Source organism: Umezawaea sp. (assembly GCF_057122925.1).
In genome coordinates this window covers 1-22,073 of the sequence record NZ_DBNGPQ010000181.1, presented here as the reverse complement: position 1 = coordinate 22,073, position 22,073 = coordinate 1, and the positions used below count along the sequence as shown (strand labels likewise).

Annotated in this window: 22 protein-coding genes; 7 read left to right on the top strand and 15 right to left on the bottom strand. The window is 71.7% G+C overall.

Annotation, left to right across the window (positions count from 1 at the left end):
- The first annotated feature begins 3 nt into the window (after positions 1 to 3).
- Genes AC156L_RS40595 through AC156L_RS40585 form a run of 3 tightly spaced genes read left to right on the top strand, consistent with a single transcriptional unit; the run spans position 4 to position 4,150 of the window.
- Positions 4 to 909, top strand: a complete 906-nt coding sequence (locus AC156L_RS40595; protein ID WP_330875985.1) for an NAD-dependent epimerase/dehydratase family protein — start codon at positions 4 to 6, stop codon at positions 907 to 909.
- The gene (locus AC156L_RS40590) at positions 864 to 2,771 is read left to right on the top strand and encodes an FAD/NAD(P)-binding protein (protein WP_330875986.1); all 1,908 of its coding nucleotides are present in this window, start codon (positions 864 to 866) and stop codon (positions 2,769 to 2,771) included. The genes AC156L_RS40595 and AC156L_RS40590 overlap by 46 nt, the downstream gene beginning before the upstream one ends.
- Complete coding sequence (locus AC156L_RS40585; protein ID WP_330875987.1) at positions 2,768 to 4,150, top strand: nitrosuccinate lyase; 1,383 nt, start codon at positions 2,768 to 2,770, stop codon at positions 4,148 to 4,150. The genes AC156L_RS40590 and AC156L_RS40585 overlap by 4 nt, the downstream gene beginning before the upstream one ends.
- Here the strand turns inward: AC156L_RS40585 and AC156L_RS40580 are convergent.
- The 4 genes from AC156L_RS40580 to AC156L_RS40565 all read right to left on the bottom strand — a co-directional run bounded on the left by AC156L_RS40580 (position 4,135) and on the right by AC156L_RS40565 (position 7,782).
- On the bottom strand, positions 4,135 to 5,367 hold the full coding sequence (locus AC156L_RS40580; RefSeq protein WP_330875988.1) for an MFS transporter: 1,233 nt from the start codon (positions 5,365 to 5,367) through the stop codon (positions 4,135 to 4,137). The genes AC156L_RS40585 and AC156L_RS40580 overlap by 16 nt on opposite strands.
- 150 nt (positions 5,368 to 5,517) lie before the next feature.
- Positions 5,518 to 6,003, bottom strand: coding sequence for a MarR family winged helix-turn-helix transcriptional regulator (locus AC156L_RS40575; protein WP_330875989.1), 486 nt, complete (start codon positions 6,001 to 6,003; stop codon positions 5,518 to 5,520).
- A 38-nt stretch (positions 6,004 to 6,041) separates the two neighbouring features.
- Entirely contained in the window at positions 6,042 to 6,815 is a 774-nt protein-coding gene (locus tag AC156L_RS40570) for an enoyl-CoA hydratase-related protein (protein ID WP_330875990.1), read from the bottom strand.
- Positions 6,816 to 6,837: 22 nt separating this feature from the next.
- Complete coding sequence (locus AC156L_RS40565) at positions 6,838 to 7,782, bottom strand: GlxA family transcriptional regulator (protein ID WP_330875991.1); 945 nt, start codon at positions 7,780 to 7,782, stop codon at positions 6,838 to 6,840.
- Positions 7,783 to 7,854: 72 nt separating this feature from the next.
- Here AC156L_RS40565 and AC156L_RS40560 point away from each other — a divergent pair, with 72 nt between their 5' ends.
- On the top strand, positions 7,855 to 8,382 hold the full coding sequence (locus AC156L_RS40560) for a cysteine hydrolase family protein (RefSeq protein WP_330875992.1): 528 nt from the start codon (positions 7,855 to 7,857) through the stop codon (positions 8,380 to 8,382).
- Here the strand turns inward: AC156L_RS40560 and AC156L_RS40555 are convergent.
- On the bottom strand, positions 8,379 to 10,373 hold the full coding sequence (locus AC156L_RS40555; protein WP_330875993.1) for a protein meaA: 1,995 nt from the start codon (positions 10,371 to 10,373) through the stop codon (positions 8,379 to 8,381). The genes AC156L_RS40560 and AC156L_RS40555 overlap by 4 nt on opposite strands.
- A gap of 232 nt (positions 10,374 to 10,605) precedes the next feature.
- Here AC156L_RS40555 and murA point away from each other — a divergent pair, with 232 nt between their 5' ends.
- Positions 10,606 to 11,874, top strand: coding sequence for a UDP-N-acetylglucosamine 1-carboxyvinyltransferase (gene murA / locus AC156L_RS40550; protein ID WP_330875994.1), 1,269 nt, complete (start codon positions 10,606 to 10,608; stop codon positions 11,872 to 11,874).
- A 212-nt stretch (positions 11,875 to 12,086) separates the two neighbouring features.
- Here murA and AC156L_RS40545 read toward each other — a convergent pair whose 3' ends face one another.
- The gene (locus AC156L_RS40545; RefSeq protein ID WP_330875995.1) at positions 12,087 to 12,395 is read right to left on the bottom strand and encodes a hypothetical protein; all 309 of its coding nucleotides are present in this window, start codon (positions 12,393 to 12,395) and stop codon (positions 12,087 to 12,089) included.
- Positions 12,396 to 12,456: 61 nt separating this feature from the next.
- Here AC156L_RS40545 and AC156L_RS40540 point away from each other — a divergent pair, with 61 nt between their 5' ends.
- Positions 12,457 to 13,029, top strand: coding sequence for a cob(I)yrinic acid a,c-diamide adenosyltransferase (locus tag AC156L_RS40540; RefSeq protein ID WP_330875996.1), 573 nt, complete (start codon positions 12,457 to 12,459; stop codon positions 13,027 to 13,029).
- 43 nt (positions 13,030 to 13,072) lie between these two features.
- Here AC156L_RS40540 and AC156L_RS40535 read toward each other — a convergent pair whose 3' ends face one another.
- The 5 genes from AC156L_RS40535 to AC156L_RS40515 all read right to left on the bottom strand — a co-directional run bounded on the left by AC156L_RS40535 (position 13,073) and on the right by AC156L_RS40515 (position 17,004).
- Complete coding sequence (locus AC156L_RS40535; protein ID WP_330875997.1) at positions 13,073 to 13,525, bottom strand: helix-turn-helix domain-containing protein; 453 nt, start codon at positions 13,523 to 13,525, stop codon at positions 13,073 to 13,075.
- A gap of 14 nt (positions 13,526 to 13,539) precedes the next feature.
- Positions 13,540 to 13,974: a DUF2550 domain-containing protein gene (locus AC156L_RS40530; RefSeq protein ID WP_330875998.1), complete on the bottom strand. Its 435-nt coding sequence runs from the start codon at positions 13,972 to 13,974 to the stop codon at positions 13,540 to 13,542.
- A 28-nt stretch (positions 13,975 to 14,002) separates the two neighbouring features.
- Positions 14,003 to 14,368, bottom strand: coding sequence for a F0F1 ATP synthase subunit epsilon (locus tag AC156L_RS40525; protein WP_330875999.1), 366 nt, complete (start codon positions 14,366 to 14,368; stop codon positions 14,003 to 14,005).
- A gap of 278 nt (positions 14,369 to 14,646) precedes the next feature.
- On the bottom strand, positions 14,647 to 15,822 hold the full coding sequence (locus AC156L_RS40520; RefSeq protein ID WP_330876000.1) for an MFS transporter: 1,176 nt from the start codon (positions 15,820 to 15,822) through the stop codon (positions 14,647 to 14,649).
- A 15-nt stretch (positions 15,823 to 15,837) separates the two neighbouring features.
- Positions 15,838 to 17,004, bottom strand: coding sequence for a 4-hydroxybenzoate 3-monooxygenase (locus AC156L_RS40515; RefSeq protein ID WP_330876001.1), 1,167 nt, complete (start codon positions 17,002 to 17,004; stop codon positions 15,838 to 15,840).
- Positions 17,005 to 17,069: 65 nt separating this feature from the next.
- On the opposite strand from AC156L_RS40515, the gene AC156L_RS40510 reads away from it, so the two are divergent.
- Positions 17,070 to 17,849, top strand: a complete 780-nt coding sequence (locus tag AC156L_RS40510) for an IclR family transcriptional regulator (protein WP_330876002.1) — start codon at positions 17,070 to 17,072, stop codon at positions 17,847 to 17,849.
- Between the two features lie 66 nt (positions 17,850 to 17,915).
- Here AC156L_RS40510 and atpD read toward each other — a convergent pair whose 3' ends face one another.
- The 4 genes from atpD to AC156L_RS40490 form a co-directional block, all read right to left on the bottom strand.
- Positions 17,916 to 19,352 (bottom strand): F0F1 ATP synthase subunit beta, encoded by a 1,437-nt coding sequence (atpD, locus tag AC156L_RS40505; RefSeq protein ID WP_330876003.1) that lies wholly within the window; start codon positions 19,350 to 19,352, stop codon positions 17,916 to 17,918.
- Entirely contained in the window at positions 19,345 to 20,253 is a 909-nt protein-coding gene (locus tag AC156L_RS40500; protein ID WP_484407801.1) for a F0F1 ATP synthase subunit gamma, read from the bottom strand. Before AC156L_RS40500 ends, atpD begins: the two co-directional genes overlap by 8 nt.
- A gap of 8 nt (positions 20,254 to 20,261) precedes the next feature.
- Complete coding sequence (atpA, locus tag AC156L_RS40495; protein ID WP_484407800.1) at positions 20,262 to 21,911, bottom strand: F0F1 ATP synthase subunit alpha; 1,650 nt, start codon at positions 21,909 to 21,911, stop codon at positions 20,262 to 20,264.
- A gap of 66 nt (positions 21,912 to 21,977) precedes the next feature.
- The gene (locus AC156L_RS40490) at positions 21,978 to 22,061 is read right to left on the bottom strand and encodes a hypothetical protein (RefSeq protein ID WP_484407805.1); all 84 of its coding nucleotides are present in this window, start codon (positions 22,059 to 22,061) and stop codon (positions 21,978 to 21,980) included.
- Positions 22,062 to 22,073: the final 12 nt, after the last annotated feature.

Sequence of the window (22,073 nt, the reverse complement as noted above, 5' to 3'; positions counted from 1 at the left end):
GCCGTGCGGGTCGTCGTCGCGGGAGCCACCGGGCTCATCGGGAGCGCGCTGCTCCCGCTGCTGGGGGACAGGGGCCACCACGTGGTCGCGCTGGTGCGCGACGGGTCGAGGACCGTGGCGGCGGACGAGGTCGTCGTCGCGGACGCGCTGGACCCGGTCGCCGTGCGCGTCGCGCTGCGCACGGCCCGGCCGGACGTCGTGGTGCACCAGCTGACCGCGCTGCGGCCGATGAACGCCGAGGCGATGGAGACCACCGCGCGGCTGCGCACCGAGGGCACCGCCAACCTGATCACGTCCGCCAGGGAGGCCGGGGCGCGCAAGCTAGTGGTGCAGGGCATCTCGTTCGCCACGGCCCCGCTCGGCGACCCGGTGCTCGGCGAGGACGCGCCGCTGTACCTGGACGCGCCGGACCCGACGTGGGCGAGGACCGTGCAGGCCGTGGCCGAGATGGAGCGGCTCGTGCTGGGCACGCCGGACCTCGCGGGCACGGTCCTGCGCTACGGCACGCTGTTCGGCGCGCAGACCCAGTACGACCCCGACGGCCCGTTCGGCGCCAGGGTCGGCCGGGGCAGGCTGCCGATCCCCGAGAACGCCGAGGGCGTCACGTCCTTCCTGCACGTCCGGGACGCGGCGCTGGCGGCGCTGTCCGCTGTGGACGGTGACGCCACCGGGGTGTTCAACGTCGCCGACGACGAGCCCGCGGAGGGCTCGACGTGGCTGCCGGAGTACGCGCGGATGCTCGGCGGCCCACCGCCGCGCGCGCTGCCGTCGGACATCGCCGAGAAGGTCCTGGGCTGGGTGACGAACCACCAGCTCACCGCCATGCGCGGCGCGCGGACCGACCGGGCCCGCACGGAGCTGGGGTGGAAGCCGACGGTGTCGTGGCGGCGGGGGTTGGCGTCCGGATGAGCCTGCGGATCTGCCTGGTCGGCGCGGGGCCGCGCGGGACGTCGGTGCTGGAGCGGATCTGCGCCAACGCCACCGACGGCCTCGCGGTGGAGGTGCACGTCGTGGACCCGTTCCCGCCCGGTCCCGGTGGCGTGTGGCGCACGCACCAGCCCGACCACCTGCTGATGAACACGGTCGCGTCGCAGATCAGCCTGTTCACCGACGACAGCGTGCCGTGCGAGGGGCCCGTGGTGCCCGGTCCGAGCCTGCACGAGTGGGCGCGGATGGCGGTGGACGGACTGGTCGACTGCGGCGACCCCGACCAGGCCGCCGCGCTCGGCCCGGACGACTACCCGACCAGGGCGTTCTACGGCCGCTACCTGGACTGGGTGTTCCAGCGGCTGGTCGCCACCGCGCCGGAGTCGATCACCGTCGTGGTGCACGCGGGCACGGCGGTCGCGGTCGACGACACCGAGGACGGACACCAGGCCGTGACGCTGCTCGACGGCACCAGGCTGATCGGCCTGGACGCGGTCGTGCTGGCGCTCGGCCACGGCCCGCTGGCCCGCAGCCGCGAGCACGACGAGAACCGCCGGTTCGCGCTGCGGCACAAGCTCCGCCACGTGGAACCGGCCAACCCGGCCGACGTGGACCTGAGCGGGATCGCGCCGGGCACGGCGGTCGCGGTCCGCGGCATCGGCCTGAACTTCTTCGACTACCTGGCCCTGCTCACCGTCGGCCGCGGCGGTGCGTTCGAACGGGGGCCCGACGGCCTGCGGTACCTGCCGTCCGGCCGGGAACCGGTGCTGCACGCGGGTTCCCGGCGCGGCGTGCCGTACCACGCCCGCGGCGAGAACCAGAAGGGCGCGCACGGCAGGCACCACCCGCGCTTCCTCACCGAGACGGTCGTCGCGGGGCTGCGGAAGCGCGCCGAGTCCGGTGAGCCGGTCGGCTTCCGCGACGCGGTGTGGCCGCTGGTGGACCGCGAGGTCCGCGCCGTCTACTACAGCCTGCTGGTCGAGTCGGCGCACGGCGACGCGGAGGCCTTCCTCCAGGCGTTCGTCGAAGGCCCTCCCGAGGACGACGACCACCTGCTGGAGCGGTACGGCGTCGCCGAGCGGTGGGACTGGGACCGGGTCGAGCGCCCGCAGGGCGACCGCGCGTTCACCGACGGCGCCGACTTCCGCCGGTGGCTGCTCGACCACCTCCGCCACGACGTGCGCGAGGCCAGGCTCGGCAACCTGTCCAGCCCGCTCAAGTCGGCGCTGGACGTGCTGCGCGACCTGCGCAACGAGATCCGGCTCGTGGTGGACCACAGCGGCATCAGCGGCGAGTCCTACCGCGACGAGCTGGAGGGTTGGTACAACCCGCTCAACGCCTTCACGTCGATCGGCCCGCCGGTGCGGCGGATCGAGGAGATGATCGCCCTGGTCGAAGCGGGTGTCCTGCACGTCGTCGGTCCGCGGGTCCGCGTCCGCCGGTCCACCGCGGACGGGGTGTTCCTGGTCGACTCCGAGGCGGTCCCCGGCCCGCCCGTCCGCTGCCGGGCGCTCATCGAGGCCCGGCTGCCGGACGTCGACCTGCGGCGCAGCGCCAACCCGCTGCTGCGCTACCTGCTGACCACCGGCCGGTCCCGGCCCTACCACGTGGGCGGCTACGAGAGCGGCGGCCTGGCCGTGACCGAGCGGCCGTACCGCCTGGTCGACCGCGACGGCGCGGCGCACCCGGCCAGGTTCGCGTTCGGCGTGCCCACCGAGGGCGTGCACTGGGTGACGGCGGCGGGCATCCGCCCCGGCGTCGGCTCCGTGACGCTGGAGGACGCCGACGCCATCGCCCGAGCAGTGCTGACCGTCCACCACCAGTGCAGGAGCGTGAGCGCTTGAGCCGCACCGATTCCGGACTGCTGGCCCCGACGTGGTCGGGCACGCCGGTCGAGGCCACCACGTGCGACGAGGCGTGGCTGCGGGCGATGCTGGAGGTGGAGGCGGCGCTGGCCCGCTCCCAGGCGAAGCTGGGACTGGTGCCCGCCGCGCACGCCGAGGTGATCACCAAGGCGGCCGGGGCGGGCGGGCTCGACGTCGTCGCGCTGGCCCACGCCTCCCGCGCCGCCGCGAACCCCGTGGTGGCGCTGGTCCCCGCGTTCACCGCGCTGGTCGCGGCGAACGACCCCGAGGCCGCCGAGCACGTGCACCGGGGCTCCACCAGCCAGGACGTGCTGGACTCGGCGGCGATGCTCGTGTCCCGCCGCGTGCTCGCGCAGGTGGACGGCGACCTGAGCCGGGTGGCCGCCGCGCTGGCGGCGTTGGCCGAGGAGCACCGCGACACCCTCGTGGCGGGTCGGACGCTGACCCAGCACGCCGTGCCCACCACGTTCGGCCTCAAGGCCGCGAGCTGGCTGCAACTCGTGCTCGACGCCCTCGCCAGGGTCCGCTCGGTCGCGTCGGCGGGCCTCCCGGCGTCGCTGGGCGGAGCGGCGGGAACCCTTGCGGCGTACGGGGAGTTCGCCGAACTGGAGGGTGGCCTGCCGCTGGGCGGCGTGGAGCTGATCGCGCCGTTCGCCGAGGAGCTGGGGCTGGCCGAGCCGGTGCTGCCGTGGCACACCGTGCGCACGCCGATCGCCGACCTGGGGGCGGTGCTCAGCTTCGTCACCGGCGCGCTGGGCAAGTTCGCGGTGGACGTGCAGACCCTGTCCCGCACCGAGATCGCCGAGGTGGCCGAGCCCGCCGCCGAGGGCCGCGGCGCGTCCTCCGCCATGCCGCAGAAGCGCAACCCCGTGCTGGCCACCCTCATCGTGTCCGCGGCCCGCCAGGTCCCGGCCCTGTCGCTGGTGCTGGCGCAGTGCATGGTCGCCGAGGACGAGCGCCCGGCGGGCGCGTGGCACGCCGAGTGGCAGGCCCTCCGCGAAGCCCTGCGGCTGACCGGCGGCGCGGCGTTCACCGCCGTGGAGCTGGCCGAGGGCCTGGAGGTCGACGTCGACCGGATGCGCGCCAACGTCGACCTCACCCGCGGCGCCATCGTGGCCGAGCGGCTGGCCGTGGCCCTCACCCCCGTCCTGGGCAAGGCGCGGTCGAAGTCCCTGCTCACCACGGCGTCCGCCACCGCGGCGGCCACGGGTTCACCGCTCGGCTCCGTGCTGCGCGACCTCCCGGAGCTGGCGGGCGTGGACCTGGACGACCTGCTGGACCCGGCCCGCTACACCGGGGCCGCGGGGCCGCTGGTCGACCGCGTCCTGCTCCGCTACCGCAACTACACCGGCGCCTGAACCCGCACCCGCCGCAGCCCCGGCGTCACGGCACCGACGACCGCGACCGCCACCACGCACAGCACCCCGCCGCTCACCAACGACACCGCGCCCGACGTCGCCCCGGCCACCAGTCCGGCCCGCACGTTCCCCACGTCGGGGCCTGCGCGGCCCACGATCTGCTCGGCGGCGGCCACCCGCCCCAGCATGGAGTCGGGCGTGCGCAACTGCACCAGCGCCCCGCGCGACACCACGGAGGCGGTGTCCGCCGCCCCCGCCAGCACCAGGAAACCCAGGCCCACCCACGGATTGGTGGACAGCCCGAACAACGCCACCGAAGCGCCCCAGCCCAACGCCCCGACCAGCATCACCACCCCCGGCCGCGCGAGCCGCGTGAACGTCCCGGAGAAGACCGAGGCCACCACCCCGCCGACGGCGACGGCCGTGAGGAACAACCCGAACGTCCTGGGGTCCCCGCCGAACCGCTCGGCGTTGACCAGCGGGAAGAGGCTGATCGGCATGGACAGCACCATCGCGGCCAGGTCGGTCAGCAACGCCCCGCGCACCACGGGCTCGCGCACCAGGAACGCCAACCCGTCCACCACACCGCGCACCCCCGGCCGCGACGGCTCACCCTCGGGCAGCATCACCGGCAGGCCGAAGGCCCCGTAGAACGCCACCCCGAACGTCACCACGTCCACCAGGTAGCACCCGCCGACCCCGATCCACCCCACCAGCACCCCACCGAGCGCGGGCCCGACCAGCATCGCCCCCTGGAACCCGATCCGCTCCAACGCCAACCCCGCGGCGATGTGCTCCCTGGGCAACAACCGCGGGATGAACGTCCGGGACGCGGGCCCGCCGCCCGCCGAGAAGCACCCCTGGAGGGCGACCAGCACCAGCACCCACCCCACCGGCAGGCCACCGACGAACCCCTGCACGGCCAGCAGGACACCGCAGCCCGCCTGACCGACCAGCGTGACCAGGTAGAACCCCCGCCGGTCGACCCGGTCCACCAACGACCCGGCGAACAGCCCGAACAGCACGAGCGGCAACGCCATCGCCAGCCCGACGGCCCCGGTCCACACCGTGCTGCCGGTCATCGACCACACCTGGAACAGCACGGCCACCAACGTCATCTGGCTGCCGAAGCCGGAGAACACCCGCCCCACGAACAACCGCCGGAACACCGCGACCCTCAAGGGCGCGACGTCCAGCAGCACCCGCCCGAGCACCACACCACCCACCTCCCCAGCACGTCACAACGGATTTCGCGCAGCACGAAGACGCCGGTGGTCCCACCGGCGTCCTGACCAGATCAACGAACCGCGGCCCGGCACACCCGGTGGGCCACGGCCTTCACACCCCGGTCGACCGGGCCGCCGACCTCAGCCCCACTCCGGATCAGCGGCCAGCTTCTCCGCGATCCGGTCGTGGAAGCTCTTGCGCCCCAACACTTCCTCGACGTCCCGAACCACCCGCACCAGCGGGTAGGGGATCTCCTCCTCGATCTCCGCGATCACCGCCTCGGTGGCCCGCCACTCGGCCGCCAACCGCCCGACGACCGCCTCGGCACGAGCGGTCAGCACCACCTTCTTGCTCCGCGCGTCCGCCCCGGCCGCGGTCGCCACGAACCCGGCGGCCCGCATCGCGGCCACCTTCTGGCTCATGGCCGAGTGCGTCCGCCCGACCACCTCGGCCAGCTCGGTGATCGTCATCGGCCCGCGCAGGCGCAGGCGGATCAGCTCCATGACCCAGTTCGGCTTGAGGCCCTCGATCGCGGCCTCGCGGTACAGCCGCTCGATGTCGTCGTCCATCGCGGCCAGGAGGTGCCGCAGCGGACCCCAGTGGCTCACCTCGGTGGGATCGTTCACCGGACAACTGTAACAGCACTTATACAAGCACTGTTACATCAATCGGTCCACACCGGCGCCCGCTTCTCCAGGAACGCGGCCCGCCCCTCCACCGCCGACGGCGTCTGCGCGGCAGCGGCCATGACCTCCACCGCGATGGCGTAGGCGTCCGCCTCGGGCCGGTCCAGCTGCGCGTACAGCGTCTGCTTGCCCACCGCCTTGCTGGCCCGCGACCCACGGGTGGCACGGGCCAGCAGCGCGTCCACCGCCGGATCCAGCTCCTCGCCGGGCACGACCTGGTTCACCAGCCCCCACCGCTCGGCGGTCCGGGCGTCGACCACGTCCCCGGTCAGCGCCATCTCCATCAGCCGCTTCCGCCCGATCGCCCGAGCCACCGGCACGGCGGGCGTGTGGCAGAACCAGCCCGCCTTCCCGCCGGGCAGCGCGAACCCGGCCCCCTCGGCCGCCACGGCCAGGTCGCACGACGCCACCAGCTGGCACCCGGCGGCCGTGGCGAGGCCGTGCACCCGAGCGACCACCACCTGCGGCACCGACTCGATCGTCCGCATCAGGTCCGTGCACAGCGTCAGCAGCTCCCGAACCCCGTCCAGGTCCCGCGCCGCGACGTCGCCGAAGTCGTGCCCCGCCGAGAACACCGGCCCGGCCCCGCCGAGCACGATCCCCGCGGCCCCGCTGGCCGCGGCCTCGTGGAACGCCCCCAGCAGCTCCGTCAGGTGTTCGAACGACAGCGAGTTGCGCCGAGCCGGACGGTTCATGGTGATGCGCACGACGTCATCGGCGTGGGTCACGAGCACGTGCTGGTAGTCGGCCATGACGCGACGTTAGCGCGACCGCCTACCCCGCGACCCGGAACGTGCGCCGGTAGGCGTCCGGCCCCACCCCGAGTTCCGCGCGCAACCGCCTCCGCAGGTTGGCGGACGTCCCCAGCCCCGAGCGCTCGGCCACGCGGTGCACCGGCAGGTCGGTCGTCTCCAGCAGCCGCTGCGCCAACCGCACCCGCCGCACCAGGAGCCACCGCCCCGGCGTGCTGCCGGTGGCGTCGACGAACACCCGGTGGAACGTCCGCTCGCTCAAGCCGGAGTGCCGGGCCAGGTCCGCCACGGAGAGGGGCTCACCGAGCCGACCCACCGCCCAGTCCACCGTGGCCGCCAGGCCCGCCTTGGCCACCCGCCTCGGCACCGGCGTCTCCGCGTACTGCCGCTGGTCCCCCTCCCGCACCGGGGGCACGACCATCCGCCGGGCGACGGCGGCGGCGACCTCGGCGCCGTGGTCCCGGCGCACCAGGTGCAGGCACAGGTCGACACCGCCCAGCACCCCGGCGGAGGTGTGGACGGGGCCGTCTGAGGTGAACAGGACGTCCCGCCGCACCCGCGCCCCCGGCGCCGCGGCGGCCAGCTCGTCCAGCACCCGCCAGTGCGTGGTGGCCGAACGACCGTCCAGCAGGCCCGCCGCCGCCACCACGAACGCCCCGGAGCACAACCCGGCCACCGCCCCCGTGGCGGCCCGCAGCGCCTCCACCGCCGCGGGCGGAACGGCGGCGAACGGGTCACCTCGGCCCGGCACGACCACGAGGTCGCAGTCCACCAGCCCGTCGAACCCGTGCGTGGCCTCCAGCGACCCGATCGGCGCGAGCGGCGTGACCACGCGGCCCTCCGAGCAGAGCCGCACCTCGAACGGCGGGACCCCGGAATCGGTGCGGTCGATCCCCCAGACCTCGCTCACCACCGACACGTCGAAGATCCGGCTGTCCGGCAGCAACAGGACCCCGATGGTGCGCATGGCAGGAAAGTACCGCAACGCGCACCTCCTGCCACTCCCCCGAGCCCGCCCCGACCGCCGACAGTGGGACCCGTGACAGCTCTGATCCTGATCGACGTGCAGCGCGGCTTCGACGACCCGGCCTTCTGGGGCAGGCGCAACAACCCGGACGCCGAGGCCAACATCGCCGCGCTGGCCCGCGCGTGGCGCGGCCCGCTCGTCCTCGTCCGGCACGACTCCGTGAAGCCGGGTTCACCGCTGGCCCCCGGCACCACCGGCAACGCCTTCAAGCCCGAACTCGACGGGCTGCGACCGGACCTGGTGTTCGCGAAGACCGTCAACTCCGCGTTCCACGGCGAGGCAGACCTGCACGCGTGGCTGACGAAACGCGGCACCACCGACGTCGTGCTGGCGGGCGTCCAGACCAACACGTGCGTCGAGACGACCGCCCGCGTCGGCGGCAACCTCGGCTACCGCGTGGTCGTCCCGGTCGACGCCACGTTCACGTTCGACCTGGAGGACCTCAGCGCCGACCAGTTGACCGCCGCCACGGTGGCGAACCTGCGTGGCGGCGGCTTCGCGGAGATCACCAGCACGAAGGAGGTGCTGGACGGCCTCTAGGCGAGACCGCGGAACTCGCGGACCACCGTGACGATCTCGTCCATGATCTGAGTCAGTTCGTAGTCCTTCGGCGTGAACACCCTGGCCACGCCGCGTTCCTTGAGCTTCTCGGCGTCGTCGGGCGGGATGATCCCGCCGACGATGACCGGGATGTCACCCGCGCCTGCCTCGCGGAGGCCGTCGACCACGGCGGGCACGACCTCCAGGTGCGAACCGGACAGGATGGACAGGCCGACGACGTGCACGTCCTCCTGCACGGCGGCGGAGGTGATCTGCGCGGGCGTGAGCCTGATCCCCTGGTACACCACCTCGAACCCGACGTCGCGGGCCCGGACGGCGACCTGCTCGGCGCCGTTGGAGTGACCGTCCAGTCCCGGCTTGCCGACCAGGATGCGCAGCCGCTCGCCGATCTCCTCGCCGGTGGCGCGGACGCGGTCGCGCACCCGCGCGATCTCCGTGCCCGCCTCGCCGGACGCCGACGCGGCCGAAACCCCCGTCGGAGCGCGGTACTCGCCGAACGTCTCGCGCAGCGCCTGCGACCACTCGCCGGTCGTGACACCGGCCTTGGCGCACGCGATGGTCGCCTCGACCAGGTTCGCGTCGGTCTTCGCCGCCGCGCGCAGCGCCGTCAACGTCGAGTCCACGAGGGACTCGTCGCGGCGGGCCCGCCACTCGCGGATCGCCTCAACGGCTTGGAGTTCGACGATCGGGTCGATCGTCTCGATCGCCTTCGCGCCCTCGGCCTGCAACGGTGACGGCTCGCTGGTGGCGAACCTGTTCACGCCCACCACGACGTCCTCACCGGACTCGACCCGGCGGCGGCGGTCGGCGAGCGAGCTGACGAGCGCGGACTTCATGTACCCGCTCTCGACGGCCGCGACCGCGCCGCCCATCGCCTGCACGCGGTCGATCTCCTCGCGCGCCCCGGCGACGATCTCCGCGACCTTGGCCTCGATCACCTTCGAGCCCTCGAAGATGTCCTGGTACTCCAACAGGTCCGTCTCGTAGGCGAGCACCTGCTGCATCCGCAGCGCCCACTGCTGGTCCCACGGGCGCGGCAGGCCCAGTGCCTCGTTCCACGCCGGCAGCTGGATCGCGCGGGCGCGGGCGTCGCGGGACAGCGACACGGCCAGCATCTCCAGCACGATCCGCTGGACGTTGTTCTCCGGCTGCGCCTCCGTCAGCCCGAGCGAGTTGACCTGCACGCCGTAGCGGAACCGCCGCTGCTTCGGGTCCGCGATGCCGTAGCGCTCGCGGGTGATGTCGTCCCAGAGCTGCGTGAACGCCCGCATCTTGCACATCTCTTCGATGAACCGCACACCCGCGTTCACGAAGAACGACATGCGCGCGACCACGTCGCCGAACCGCTCCGGCGGCACCTGGCCCGAGTCGCGCACGGAGTCCAGCACGGCGATGGCCGTCGACATCGCGTACGCGACCTCCTGCGCGGGCGTCGCGCCCACTTCCTGGAGGTGGTAGCTGCAGATGTTGATCGGGTTCCACCTGGGCACGTTCGACACGGTCCACGCGACCATGTCCGTGATCAGCCTCAGGCTGGGGCCGGGCGGGAACACGTAGGTCCCGCGGGACAGGTACTCCTTGATGATGTCGTTCTGCGTGGTCCCGGCGAGCTGGTTCGGGTCCGCGCCGTGCTCCTCGGCCACGCTGACGTAGAGCGCCAGCAGCCACATCGCCGTCGCGTTGATCGTCATCGACGTGTTGGCGCCGTCGAAAGGGATCCCGTCGAACAGCCGTCGCATGTCGCCGATGTGGCTGATCGGCACGCCGACCTTGCCCACCTCGCCCTTGGCGAGTTCGTCGTCGGGGTCGTAGCCGGTCTGCGTCGGCAGGTCGAACGCCACCGACAGACCCGTCTGGCCCTTGGCGAGGTTCCGGCGGTACAGCTCGTTGGACGCGGAAGCGGACGAGTGGCCCGCGTAGGTCCTCATGACCCACGGGCGGTCCCGCTCCCGGTCGGCCGGGTACGGCAAGACAACCTCCCGGAGGCCGGTGACGACGTTGTTGCCCGTAGCGTACTGACCAGTAACACCGCGTCCACGTGCCGTTGCTCACTGAATCGGTCCTGGGCACCCGGTGGTGGACGCGCCGCCGCCCCCGGTGGACCCCCCACCGCCCGTCCGCACTCCGAGGGGCTCAGGCACGGGCTCGATCCAGAACCTCCGTAGGATCGCCCATCAGGGGCAAGCGTTGAGGAGTTCTCCAGTGAGTGAGCATTTCCGGGTACACGGCGGGGCGCGCCTGGTCGGCGAGGTCGACGTCGTCGGGGCGAAGAACAGCGTGTTGAAGCTGATGGCGGCGGCCCTGCTCGCCGAAGGCACCTCGACCATCACGAACTGCCCCGAGATCCTGGACGTGCCGCTCATGGCGGACGTGCTGCGGAGCCTCGGGTGCGTCGTGGTCATCGAGGGCGATGTGGTCACCATCACCACGCCGGGCGAGCTGAACCACCGCGCGGACTCCGAGGCGATGGGCAAGCTGCGCGCCTCGGTGTGCGTGCTCGGCCCGCTCGTCGGCCGCTGCAAGCGCGCGGTCGTGGCGCTGCCCGGCGGTGACGCGATCGGCTCGCGCCCGCTCGACATGCACCAGGCGGGCCTGCGCAAGCTCGGCGCCACGACGGAGATCGAGCACGGCTGCGTCGTCGCGAACGCCGAGGGCCTGCACGGCGCCCAGATCTGGCTCGACTTCCCGAGCGTCGGCGCGACCGAGAACATCCTGATGGCCGCGGTGCTGGCCAAGGGCACGACGGTGATCGACAACGCGGCCCGCGAGCCGGAGATCATCGACATCTGCCGGATGCTCCAGCAGATGGGCGCCAAGATCGAGGGCGCGGGCACGTCCACGCTGACCGTGCACGGCGTCGACAGCCTCAACCCGACGCAGCACCGCGTCGTCGGCGACCGGATCGTCGGCGCCACGTGGGCGTTCGCCGCCGCCATGACCCGCGGCGACATCCGCGTCCGCGGCGTGAACCCGCACCACATCGACCTCGTGCTGGAGAAGCTCCGCATGGCGGGCGCCGAGGTCACCACCTACGAGGGTGGCCCGGACGAGGGCTTCCGCGTGGTGCAGGAGGGGCGGCCCAAGTCGGTCGACTTCGTCACCCTGCCCTACCCCGGCTTCGCGACCGACAACCAGCCGTTCGCCATCGCGCTGTCCACGGTCTCCGAGGGCACGTCGATGATCACCGAGAACCTGTTCGAGGCCCGGTTCCGGTTCATCGAGGAGATGATCCGCCTGGGTGCCGACGCCCGCACCGACGGCCACCACGCCGTCGTCCGCGGCGTCGAACGCCTCTCCAGCGCCCCGGTGTGGGCGTCGGACATCCGCGCGGGCGCGGGTCTCGTGCTGGCGGGCCTGTGCGCCGACGGCGCCACCGAGGTGTACGAGATCTTCCACATCGAACGCGGCTACCCCGGCTTCGTGGAGAACCTCCGCAAGCTCGGTGCCAGCGTCGAGCGCGTCAGCGGCTAGTGCCGTGACCGGACTCGGTCCCCGAACGCGGGTTCGGGGACCGAGCACCGGGTCGGCGGTCGAAGCGCCCGGTCCCGACGGTCGCCGGAACCGGTCCGCGGGGTCGTCGGACGGCCTGGCGGTACCGGGGTGCGCGCGTGCTCGGCGCGCCCCGTCCCGCTTCACGCCCGTGGGCGCGCGCGACTCGACGCGGCGGGAGCGCGAAGACCTGCCTACACGTCTCGCAGCAGCAGCTTCGCGTCCGGCACGTCCACCGGGAACACCATCACCCGGTAGGCGCCCGGCTCCGCGCCCCGCACCGCCGTCGCCTTGATGCCCGCTGTTCGCAAGCGCTTGGCCAGCACCCGCGCGGCCTCCTCGGTCGGCACGACGGCCACCTCGTTCAGCAGGCCGAAGTCGTCACCGGTGTAGTCGGGGACAGCCCGCCGGTCGTTGCCGAACGCCCACCGCAGCACCCCCGCCAGCAGGCCGAGGACCACGATCAGCACCAGGGTCTGGATCCACGCGTTCACACCGCCCATCCTCCGCCTCCGCGATCACCGACGCAGCCACCGCACGGATCACCGAACTAGAGTGCTGGGCATGGCGGTTCACCTCACCAAGATCTACACGCGGGTCGGCGACGACGGCACGACCGGACTCGGCGACTTCTCACGGGTGCCCAAGACCGATCCCCGGATCGTCGCGTACGCGGACGTGGACGAGACCAACGCGTCCCTCGGGGTCGCGCTGGCGCTCGGCGCGCTCGCCGAGGACGTCCACGAGGTCGTCCAGAAGGTGCAGAACGACCTGTTCGACGTCGGCGCGGACCTGTGCACGCCGATCGTCCCCGAGCCGGAGCACCCACCGCTGCGCGTCACGCAGGTGTACGTGGACCGGCTGGAGGGCTGGTGCGACGAGTACAACGCGCGCACGGGCAAGCTGGACTCGTTCATCCTCAACGGCGGCACCCCCGGCGCCGCGCTGCTGCACCAGGCGCGAACGATCTCGCGGCGGGCGGAGCGCAGCACGTGGGCGCTGCTGGAGGCGGACGCGGAACGCACGAACGTGCTGACCGCGAAGTACCTGAACCGGCTGTCGGACCTGCTGTTCATCCTGGCGCGCGTGGCCAACCCGGACGGCGACGTGCTGTGGAAGCCGGGGCAGAACGCCTAGCAGGCCTCGGCCTGACCGGGATGCCGCCGAGGCGAGCGACCGCTCACCTCGGCGAGCGGGGTGGACCGGACCAGTCCTCTTCCCGTGCGCGCAGTTCCTCGAACGCCGCCGATTGCCGCTTCCCGCGGTCGTGCTGCTCTTTGAGCACGTCGGCCGCGCGCAAGCGGGTGTGGGGACCGACCTCGTGGGAGGGGATCTCGCCAGCGTTGATCTCGCGCATGAGGGCGGGGCGCGACACGCCCAGCAGGTGCGCCGCCTCGGTGGTGGTCAACTCGAACTCGGCGGACCTCGCGTCGACCGTGACGGCGTGACCCCGCGCCACGGCGTGGACGACCCTGGCGATGATCTCCGACAACTCGACCGGCACCGGGACGGCGGAGCCGTCGTCCACTTCGGCGGTGAACACCACGCCGTTCGAGGGCAGCGCGCTCATCAGCGCCGTGGCCTGCCGCCGACCGCGTTCGCCCGCGAACAGGAGGTCGTTCCCGATGGCCATAGCAGGCAGGACGCCTAACTGGCCCAGGGAATGGAACGGCCCGGAGGCGCTGACTCAAGCCAGGACAGGAATCCTGTCAGCGCGTCCGGGCCCATCGCGATCTCGATCTCGCTCCCCGTGGAACTGCGGCACCGGAGCACCGTGGAGCCCGCGGGCATCGCGTAGGTCTCCGAGGCGGCCGGTTCGCGCCGGTCGTCGATCTCCAGGCCTTCGCGGGTGATGATCTGGTTCGGACCGGAGCCGAGGCTCAGGACGCGGAACCAGACGAACTCATCACCCTGGTAGCGGCCGACGCCGAGGTGCCAGCCCCGGCCGCTGTCGTCCTGGCGCAGGCGGAGTGCCACGTGCACGCCGCCCGCGCGGAGCAATCTGAGTCGGCGCCAGGCGAAGTACGCCAGGCCCACGACCACCACGAACAGGACCACCCCGACAATCTCGGCGATCCCCACGGCGATACCCGCTCGTCCGCGTCCGGTCTCAGGCCGGGTGTCCGGCGGCGCGCAAGGCGGCGAGTGCCCGCCCTCGCTGGACGTCGTCCGAGTCCTTCGCGGCGGACCGCGCCTGCTCGACGTCGATCTCGTCCGCGAGTTCGGCGTCCTCGGCGAGCACGCTCACCGCGGAGCCGGTCACGGACAGGAACCCGCCGTAGACGGCGGCGGTCACCAGCTCGCCGTCGGTCGTGCGGATGCGGACCACGCCACCCTCGACCAGCTGGCCGAGCATGGGCTCGTGGCCCGGAAGTACGCCGATCTCGCCCTCGGTCGTCTGGGCGACCACCGACGTGGCCGTGCCCGACCACAGACGGCGTTCAACGGCGACCAACTGGACGGTCATCTCGGCCACGCGTATCTCCCTCGTCGACTGGAGTCGAACCGCAGTCTAAACGGTCGGGTGACCACCTCGCCGCCCCGGCCTGGTCACACCGCCCCGATCGGGGGCCTGCCAGGCCCGACGGCGGCTCGCGACCTCGGCGGCCCGGCCGGTGTCCGGTGGTCCTCGGACCCGGTCGCGGTCCCCCTCCGCGCCGCGTACCCGCTGCGCGGCGAGGATCCGCGGTGCTCGTCCTGCGCTTCCCCGGCACCGCGCAGGTGCTGGTGAGGTCGTGACCTCCTTCCTCCCCGCTAGGCGTCCACGCGGGTGCGGGAGCCGATGGCGAACACGGCCCCCGCGCCCAGCGCGGCGACGAGCGCGAAGGCGTAGAAGCCCCACGGGTACGCGACGCCCGCGGTCAGCAGGGCCCCGCCGAGCAGCGGTCCGCAGATGGCGCCGACGCGGCCCACACCCGCCGTCCAGCCGAGTCCGGTGGCGCGGTTCGCGTCGGAGTACACGCGGCCCACGTAGGCGTACACCAGGACCTGGGCGCTGAACACGAAGCAGCCCGCGACGAGCACGGCGGCGTACACGCCGACGCCGGGGAGCTTCACGCTCAGCAGGGCCAGCGCCACCGCGGCGAGGGCGAACCAGGCGGTGGTGGAGCGCCGGACGCCGAAGCGGTCGGCCACGTACCCGGCGACGAGCAGGCCGATCACGGCGCCGATGTTCAACGTCAGCAGCAGGCTCAGCGCGGCGCCGAGCGGGTAGCCCGCGGCGCGCATGATCTGCGGCAGCCACGTGTTGAGGCCGTAGACGAGCAGCAGGCCCATGAAGGACGCGACCCAGAACGCGAGCGTGGCGCGCACGAGACCGGGCTTGAAGATCGACCCGATGACGTCCTTGACGGGGGCGGGTTCGAAGGCGCGCGACTCGGGCAGGGTGCGCCACATCAGCGGCACCAGGACGAGCGCGGGCGCGGCGCCGATGACGAACAGGGCGCGCCAGCCGAACGACGGGATCACCACGATGCCCAGCAGGGCCGTGAAGACCGCGCCGACGTGGTAGCCGGTCATGATGAACGTGGTCGACCGGCCGCGGCGGTCGACGTGGGAGAACTCGTTCACCAGCGCGATGGCGGTCGGCAGGCAGCCGCCGAGGCCGATCCCGGCGAGGAACCGCAGCAGCCCGAACGCGAGCACCGACGGGGAGAACGCGCACAGCAGCGTGAAGAGCGAGAAGCTCGCCACGGCGAGCACGAGGGCCTTGCGCCTGCCGATGACGTCGGTGACCGTGCCGATCGCGAGCGCGCCGAGCATCATGCCCACCAGACCGACGGTGGAGACGATCGACGCGCTCGCGGGCGTGAGGCCCCAGACCTCGTCCTGGAGCAGCACGGGCAGCACGGTGCCGAGCACCACGAGGTCGAACCCGTCCAGCAGCACCGCCGCCCAGCTCAGCGGCAGGACCCAGCGGTTGGTGGACATGGCGACCTCCGGTGCTCAGAAGGGCAGGCCGACGTAGTTCTCCGCGAGGCTCGTGGCAGCGGCGGACGACGTCGCGGTGTAGCGCAGTTGCGAGAGCTGGAGCCGGTGGTGGTAGTCCTCCGCGCCCGGTGTTCGGTGCAGCATCGTGGTCATGTGGTTGGAGAAGCCCTGCGCGCGCCACACCCGGCGCAGGCAGGTGTCCGAATAGGACTCGACCAGGTCGGTCTCGCCCCTGTTCAGCAACGCGGACAGCGCACGGGAGAGCACCAGCACGTCGGCGATGGCGAGGTTCATCCCCTTGGCGCCGGTGGGCGGCACGATGTGGGCGGCGTCGCCCGCGAGGAACAGCCGACCGTGCCGCATCGGCTCGGCGACGAAGCCGCGCATCGGCGTGATGCCCTTCTCGATCACCGGCCCCTCCTGGAGCTCGAAGCCGTCGTCGGTCTCCAGCCGCAGGTGCAGCTCGTCCCAGATGCGGTCGTCCGACCAGTCCTCGATGCGCTCGTCCGGCTCGACCTGGAGGTAGAGCCGGGTCACCTCCGGCGAGCGCATGCTGTGCAGCGCGAACCCGCGCTCGTGGCTGGTGTAGATCAGCTCCTCGTGCGACGGCTCGGCCTTGGCCAGCAGACCGAGCCACGCGAACGGGTAGACCTGCTCGAACGTCCTGAGCACGGTGTCCGGGATGGCGCCGCGGGAGACGCCGTGGAAGCCGTCGCAGCCCGCGACCACGTCGCACTCCAGCTCGCCGCCGTCGAACGTGATCCGCGGCCGGTCCGTCTCGACGTCGTGCACGGCCACGCCGGACACCTCGAACCGGATGTCGCCGCCCGCCGCGAGCCTCGCCGCGATGAGGTCCTTGACGATCTCCTGCTGGCCGTAGACGGTGATCGTGCTCCCGGTCAGCTCCGTGATCGGGATGCGGTGGTCCTCGCGGTCGAACCGCAGCGAGAACCCGTGGTGCGGTAGTCCCTCCCTGTCCATCCGGTCGGCGAGGCCGACCTCCCTGAGCAGGTCCGCGGTGGGCTGTTCGACGACGCCCGCCCGCACCCGCCTCTCGACGTAGACCCGGCTGCGGGCCTCCAGCACGACGGAGTCGATGCCTTCGAGGTGCAGCAGGTGGGACAGCAGCAGTCCCGCGGGTCCGGCTCCGATGATTCCGACCTGGGTACGCACCCGGGACATCGTGGTGGGGGTCCGCTGTCCACAGCGAGTGGACTTTCCACTCACCGGAAGGCCATCCTGGACGGGTGACGACACCGAAGTCCGTCGCGGGGCGGCTCTTCACCCTGCTGAGCGTCTTCTCCGAGCAACGACCGTCCGCGAACCTGTCCGAGCTGAGCCGCAGCGCGGGCCTGGCCCTGAGCACCACGCACCGCCTGGTGAACGAGCTGGTGGAGTGGGGTGCGCTGGACCGGGACGACGAAGGCCGCTACCACGTCGGCCTGCGGCTGTTCGAGCTCGCGGCCCTCACACCGGGCAGCCTCGGCCTGCGGGAGCGCGCCCTGCCCTTCCTGGAGGACCTGTACGAGGTCACGCACGAGAACGTGCAGCTGGCCGTGCGCGACGGCCTGGAGGCGGTCTACGTCGAGCGCATCTCGGCCCACAACGCCGTCAACGTGGTCACCAGGATCGGCAGCAGGCTGCCCGTCCACGCGACCGGGGTGGGGCTCGCGATGCTCGCCCACGCGCCGCCCGACGTCCAGGAGCTGGCCCTGCACAGCCCGATGCGGACGTTCACCCCCAAGACGATCTGCACGCCGTCCGCGCTGCGGGAGAAGCTCGCACGGGTGCGCCGCGAGGGGTACGCGGTCAGCGACGGCCAGATCGAGCTGATCACCCTGTCCGTCGCGGCACCGATCCGGGGGCCCGACGACGGCGTGGTGGCGGCGGTGTCGATCGTGGTGCCGAACGAGGGCACCGACGTCGCGAGCCTCGTGCCGGCCGTCCGGGCGGCGGCGCGGGGGATCTCCCGCGCGCTGCGGGCGCCCAGCGCGGTGCGCTCGCCGTCGCGCGGCACCCCGACCTGAGCGGAGCGCACAGCGACAAGGCCACCCCCGCGAACGGGGGTGGCCTTGTCGGGTGGAGCGGAAGAACTACTCGCCTGCGAGCTTCTTCGCGTTGGCCTCGACGTCGTCAAGACCGCCGCAGCTGAAGAACGCCTGCTCGGGGTAGTGGTCGAACTCGCCCTTGCAGACGCGGTCGAACGCCTCGATGGTGTCCTTGATGGACACGAACGAGCCGGGCTGACCGGTGAACTTCTCGGCCACGATGAAGTTCTGGCCGAGGAAGCGCTCCAGGCGACGGGCGCGACCGACGAGGACCTTGTCCTCCTCGGACAGCTCGTCCATGCCCAGGATGGCGATGATGTCCTGGAGTTCCTTGTACTTCTGGAGGATCCGCTTGACCTCCTGCGCCACGCGGTAGTGCTCCTCGCCGACGATCGACGGCTCGAGGATCCGAGACGAGGACGACAGCGGGTCCACCGCGGGGTAGATGCCCTTCTGGGAGATCGGACGGGAGAGTTCCGTCGTCGCGTCCAGGTGGGCGAAGGTCGTCGCCGGGGCGGGGTCGGTGTAGTCGTCCGCGGGGACGTAGATCGCCTGGAGCGAGGTGATCGACTTGCCGCGGGTCGACGTGATCCGCTCCTGCAACTCACCCATCTCGTCGGCCAGGGTGGGCTGGTAGCCCACGGCCGACGGCATGCGGCCGAGGAGGGTCGAGACCTCGGAGCCCGCCTGGGTGAAGCGGAAGATGTTGTCGATGAACAGCAGCACGTCCTGGCCCTGGACGTCGCGGAAGTACTCCGCCATCGTCAGCGCGGACAGGGCGACGCGCATGCGCGTGCCCGGCGGCTCGTCCATCTGACCGAACACCAGCGCGGTGTCGGAGAGAACGCCCATCTCCTCCATCTCCAGGAGGAGGTCGGTGCCCTCACGGGTGCGCTCGCCGACGCCCGCGAACACGGACGTGCCGGAGAACTCGCGGGCGATACGGGTGATCATCTCCTGGATGAGCACCGTCTTGCCCACGCCCGCGCCGCCGAACAGACCGATCTTGCCGCCCTTGACGTACGGGGTCAGCAGGTCGATGACCTTGATGCCCGTTTCCAGGATCTCGGTCTTGCCCTCGAGCTGGTCGAAGGCGGGCGCCTTGCGGTGGATGCCCCACTGCTCGCCGTCCCGGCCGAGGCCGGGCTCGTCGAGGCAGTCGCCGAGGGCGTTGAACACGTGGCCCTTGACCACGTCGCCCACCGGCACCGAGATGGCCTTGCCCGTGTCGCGCACCGGCGCGCCGCGGACCAGACCGTCGGTCGGCTGCATCGAAATCGTGCGGACCAGGTTGTCGCCGAGGTGCTGGGCGACTTCCAGGGTCAGCGTCTTGGCAACGGCCTCGAACGTGATGTCCGCGTTGAGGGCGTTGAACAACTCGGGAACCGCGCCGCGCGGGAACTCCACGTCGACCACGGCACCAATCACCCGGACCACACGGCCGGTGCGGGTGGTGGTGGCAGTAGCACTCATGTCACTCATCACTTCCTGCGCCACCGGTAAGCGCGGAGGCGCCACCGACGATCTCGCTGATCTCCTGGGTGATCTGGGCCTGACGGGCCGCGTTCGCCTGCCTGCTGAGCGTCTTGACGAGCTCGGTCGCGTTGTCCGTCGCGGCCTTCATCGCCGTCCGCCGCGCGGCCGACTCCGACGCCGCCGACTCCAGCAGCGCGGAGAACAGCCGCGTCTTGACGTACTTCGGCAGCAACGCGCCGAGGAGCGTCTTCGCGTCCGGCTCGAAGTCGTAGATCGCCACCGGACCGGTCGGACGGGCGTCGTACTCGACGTCCATCGGCGCGATCCGCTTGGCGACCGGCGACTGGCTCAGCATCGACTTGAACTCGGTGTAGACGACGTGGATCTCGTCCACACCGCCCTCACCCTCGATGCCGGCCAGGAACGCGTTCACGACCGCGTCGCCCGCTTCGGCGGCGTTGACGTAGAGCGGCGTCTGCGAGAAGCCGGTCCACGCCTCCGCCACGTCGCGCTGGCGGAACTTGTAGTACCCGACGGCCTTGCGGCCGAGGGCGTACAGCACCGGCTCCTTGCCCTGCGAACGCAGGAGGGCGATCAGCTCCTCCGCGGCCTTGAGCACGTTGGAGTTGTAGCCACCGCACATGCCCTTGTCGCTCGTCACGACCAGAACAGCGGCGCGCTTGGGGTTCTCGCGTTCCACCAGCAGCGGGTGGTCCAGGTTCGCCGAGGCCTCGGCCAACGCGGAGAGCACGTTAGTGATCTCGTCCGCGTAGGGGCGCGAGGCGGCGACCCTTCCCTGCGCCTTGGCGAGACGCGACGTGGCGATGAGCTCGTACGCCTTCGTGATCTTCTTGGTCGAGTTGACCGTGCGGATCCGTTGGCGCAGCTCGCGAATCTGTGCGGCCATGGCCTACGTCACTTCTCCGCCGGAGCGGGTCGGTTGACCTTCACCGACTCGTGTCCGACCTTGTCGGCGTCCATCGCCTTGGCGTGCGACTCGGGAACGACCGAGGAACCGTCCGTTGCGGTGAACTGCTGCTTGAACGCGTTGACGGAGTCAACGATGGCCTGCTTGGCGTCGTCCGGCAACTTCTTCGTCTCGCGGATGCCCGAGAGGATGTCCGCGTTGTTGCGCCGGACGTACTCCAGGTACTCGGACTCGAAGCGGCGGATGTCGCCGACCGGGACCGAGTCCAGGTAGCCCTTGGTGCCGAGGAAGATCGAGACGACCTGCTCCTCGACGGGCACCGGGGAGTACTGGCCCTGCTTGAGCAGCTCCACCAGGCGACCACCGCGGTCGAGCTGGGCGCGCGACGCCGGGTCGAGGTCCGAGGCGAAGGCGGAGAACGCCTCCAGCTCGCGGAACTGCGACAGGTCGAGGCGCAGCGAGCCGGACACGTCCTTCATCGCCTTGATCTGCGCGGAGCCACCGACGCGGGAGACCGAGATACCCACGTTGACGGCCGGGCGCACACCGGCGTTGAAGAGGTCCGACTCCAGGAAGCACTGGCCGTCGGTGATCGAGATGACGTTGGTCGGGATGTACGCCGACACGTCGTTCGCCTTGGTCTCGATGATCGGGAGACCCGTCATCGAGCCCGCGCCCATCTCGTCCGACAGCTTCGCGCAACGCTCCAGCAGGCGCGAGTGCAAGTAGAAGACGTCGCCGGGGTAGGCCTCGCGGCCCGGCGGGCGGCGCAGCAGCAGGGAGATGGCGCGGTACGCCTCGGCCTGCTTGGTCAGGTCGTCGAACACGATCAGGACGTGCTTGCCCTGGTACATCCAGTGCTGGCCGAGCGCCGAGCCGGTGTAAGGCGCGAGCCACTTGAAGCCGGCGGGGTCGGACGCGGGCGCCGCGATGATCGTCGTGTACTCCAGCGCGCCGGCCTCGTCGAGGGCGCCACGCACGGAGGCGATGGTCGAGCCCTTCTGACCGATGGCGACGTAGACGCAGCGGACCTGCTTCTTCGGGTCGCCCGAACGCCAGTTGTCACGCTGGTTGATGATCGTGTCGACGGCCAGGGCGGTCTTGCCGGTCTGACGGTCACCGATGACCAGCTGACGCTGGCCACGGCCGATGGGCGTCATCGCGTCGATCGCCTTGATGCCGGTGGCGAGCGGCTCGTGCACCGACTTGCGCATCATCACGCCGGGGGCCTGGAGCTCGAGGGCACGGCGACCGTCGGTCTCGATCTCACCCATGCCGTCGATCGGCTTGCCCAGCGGGTCGACGACGCGGCCGAGGTAGCCCTCGCCCACGGGGACGGAGAGGACCTCGCCCGTGCGGCGGACGCTCTGTCCCTCCTCGATCCCCTCGAAGTCACCGAGGATCACGACACCGATCTCGCGGGTGTCGAGGTTCAGCGCGAGGCCGAAGGTGCCGTCCTCGAACTCGAGCAGCTCGTTGGCCATCGCCGAAGGAAGCCCGTTGACGCGGGCGATGCCGTCACCGGCCTCGGCGACCGTGCCGACCTCTTCGCGCGTGGCCGTCTCGGGCTTGTACTCCGACACGAAGCGCTGCAGCGCGTCCCGGATCTCCTCCGGACGGATCGAAAGCTCCGTCATTTCCTTGTCCCTACTCTCTGGTGCGTCAAGCGATGGATCTACAAGTTGTCTTCGGTGTTCCCGGGCTCAGCCAGCGAGCCGTCGGCGCGCGTCGTCGAGCCTGCTGGAGACGGTGCCGTCGATGACGTCGTGACCAATCTCCACGCGCATGCCCCCGATGAT

Excerpts from the sequence above, each read along its gene's own strand:
- atpA (WP_484407800.1), bottom strand. The coding sequence starts at position 21,911 with ATGACGGAGCTTTCGATCCGTCCGGAGGAGATCCGGGACGCGCTGCAG.
- AC156L_RS40540 (WP_330875996.1), top strand. The coding sequence starts at position 12,457 with ATGGCGGTTCACCTCACCAAGATCTACACGCGGGTCGGCGACGACGGC.
- AC156L_RS40500 (WP_484407801.1), bottom strand. The coding sequence starts at position 20,253 with ATGGCCGCACAGATTCGCGAGCTGCGCCAACGGATCCGCACGGTCAAC.
- AC156L_RS40565 (WP_330875991.1), bottom strand. The coding sequence starts at position 7,782 with ATGCGCACCATCGGGGTCCTGTTGCTGCCGGACAGCCGGATCTTCGAC.
- AC156L_RS40570 (WP_330875990.1), bottom strand. The coding sequence starts at position 6,815 with ATGGCCGACTACCAGCACGTGCTCGTGACCCACGCCGATGACGTCGTG.
- atpD (WP_330876003.1), bottom strand. The coding sequence starts at position 19,352 with ATGAGTGACATGAGTGCTACTGCCACCACCACCCGCACCGGCCGTGTG.
- AC156L_RS40515 (WP_330876001.1), bottom strand. The coding sequence starts at position 17,004 with ATGTCCCGGGTGCGTACCCAGGTCGGAATCATCGGAGCCGGACCCGCG.
- AC156L_RS40535 (WP_330875997.1), bottom strand. The coding sequence starts at position 13,525 with ATGGCCATCGGGAACGACCTCCTGTTCGCGGGCGAACGCGGTCGGCGG.
- AC156L_RS40490 (WP_484407805.1), bottom strand. The coding sequence starts at position 22,061 with ATGCGCGTGGAGATTGGTCACGACGTCATCGACGGCACCGTCTCCAGC.
- AC156L_RS40545 (WP_330875995.1), bottom strand. The coding sequence starts at position 12,395 with ATGGGCGGTGTGAACGCGTGGATCCAGACCCTGGTGCTGATCGTGGTC.
- AC156L_RS40520 (WP_330876000.1), bottom strand. The coding sequence starts at position 15,822 with ATGTCCACCAACCGCTGGGTCCTGCCGCTGAGCTGGGCGGCGGTGCTG.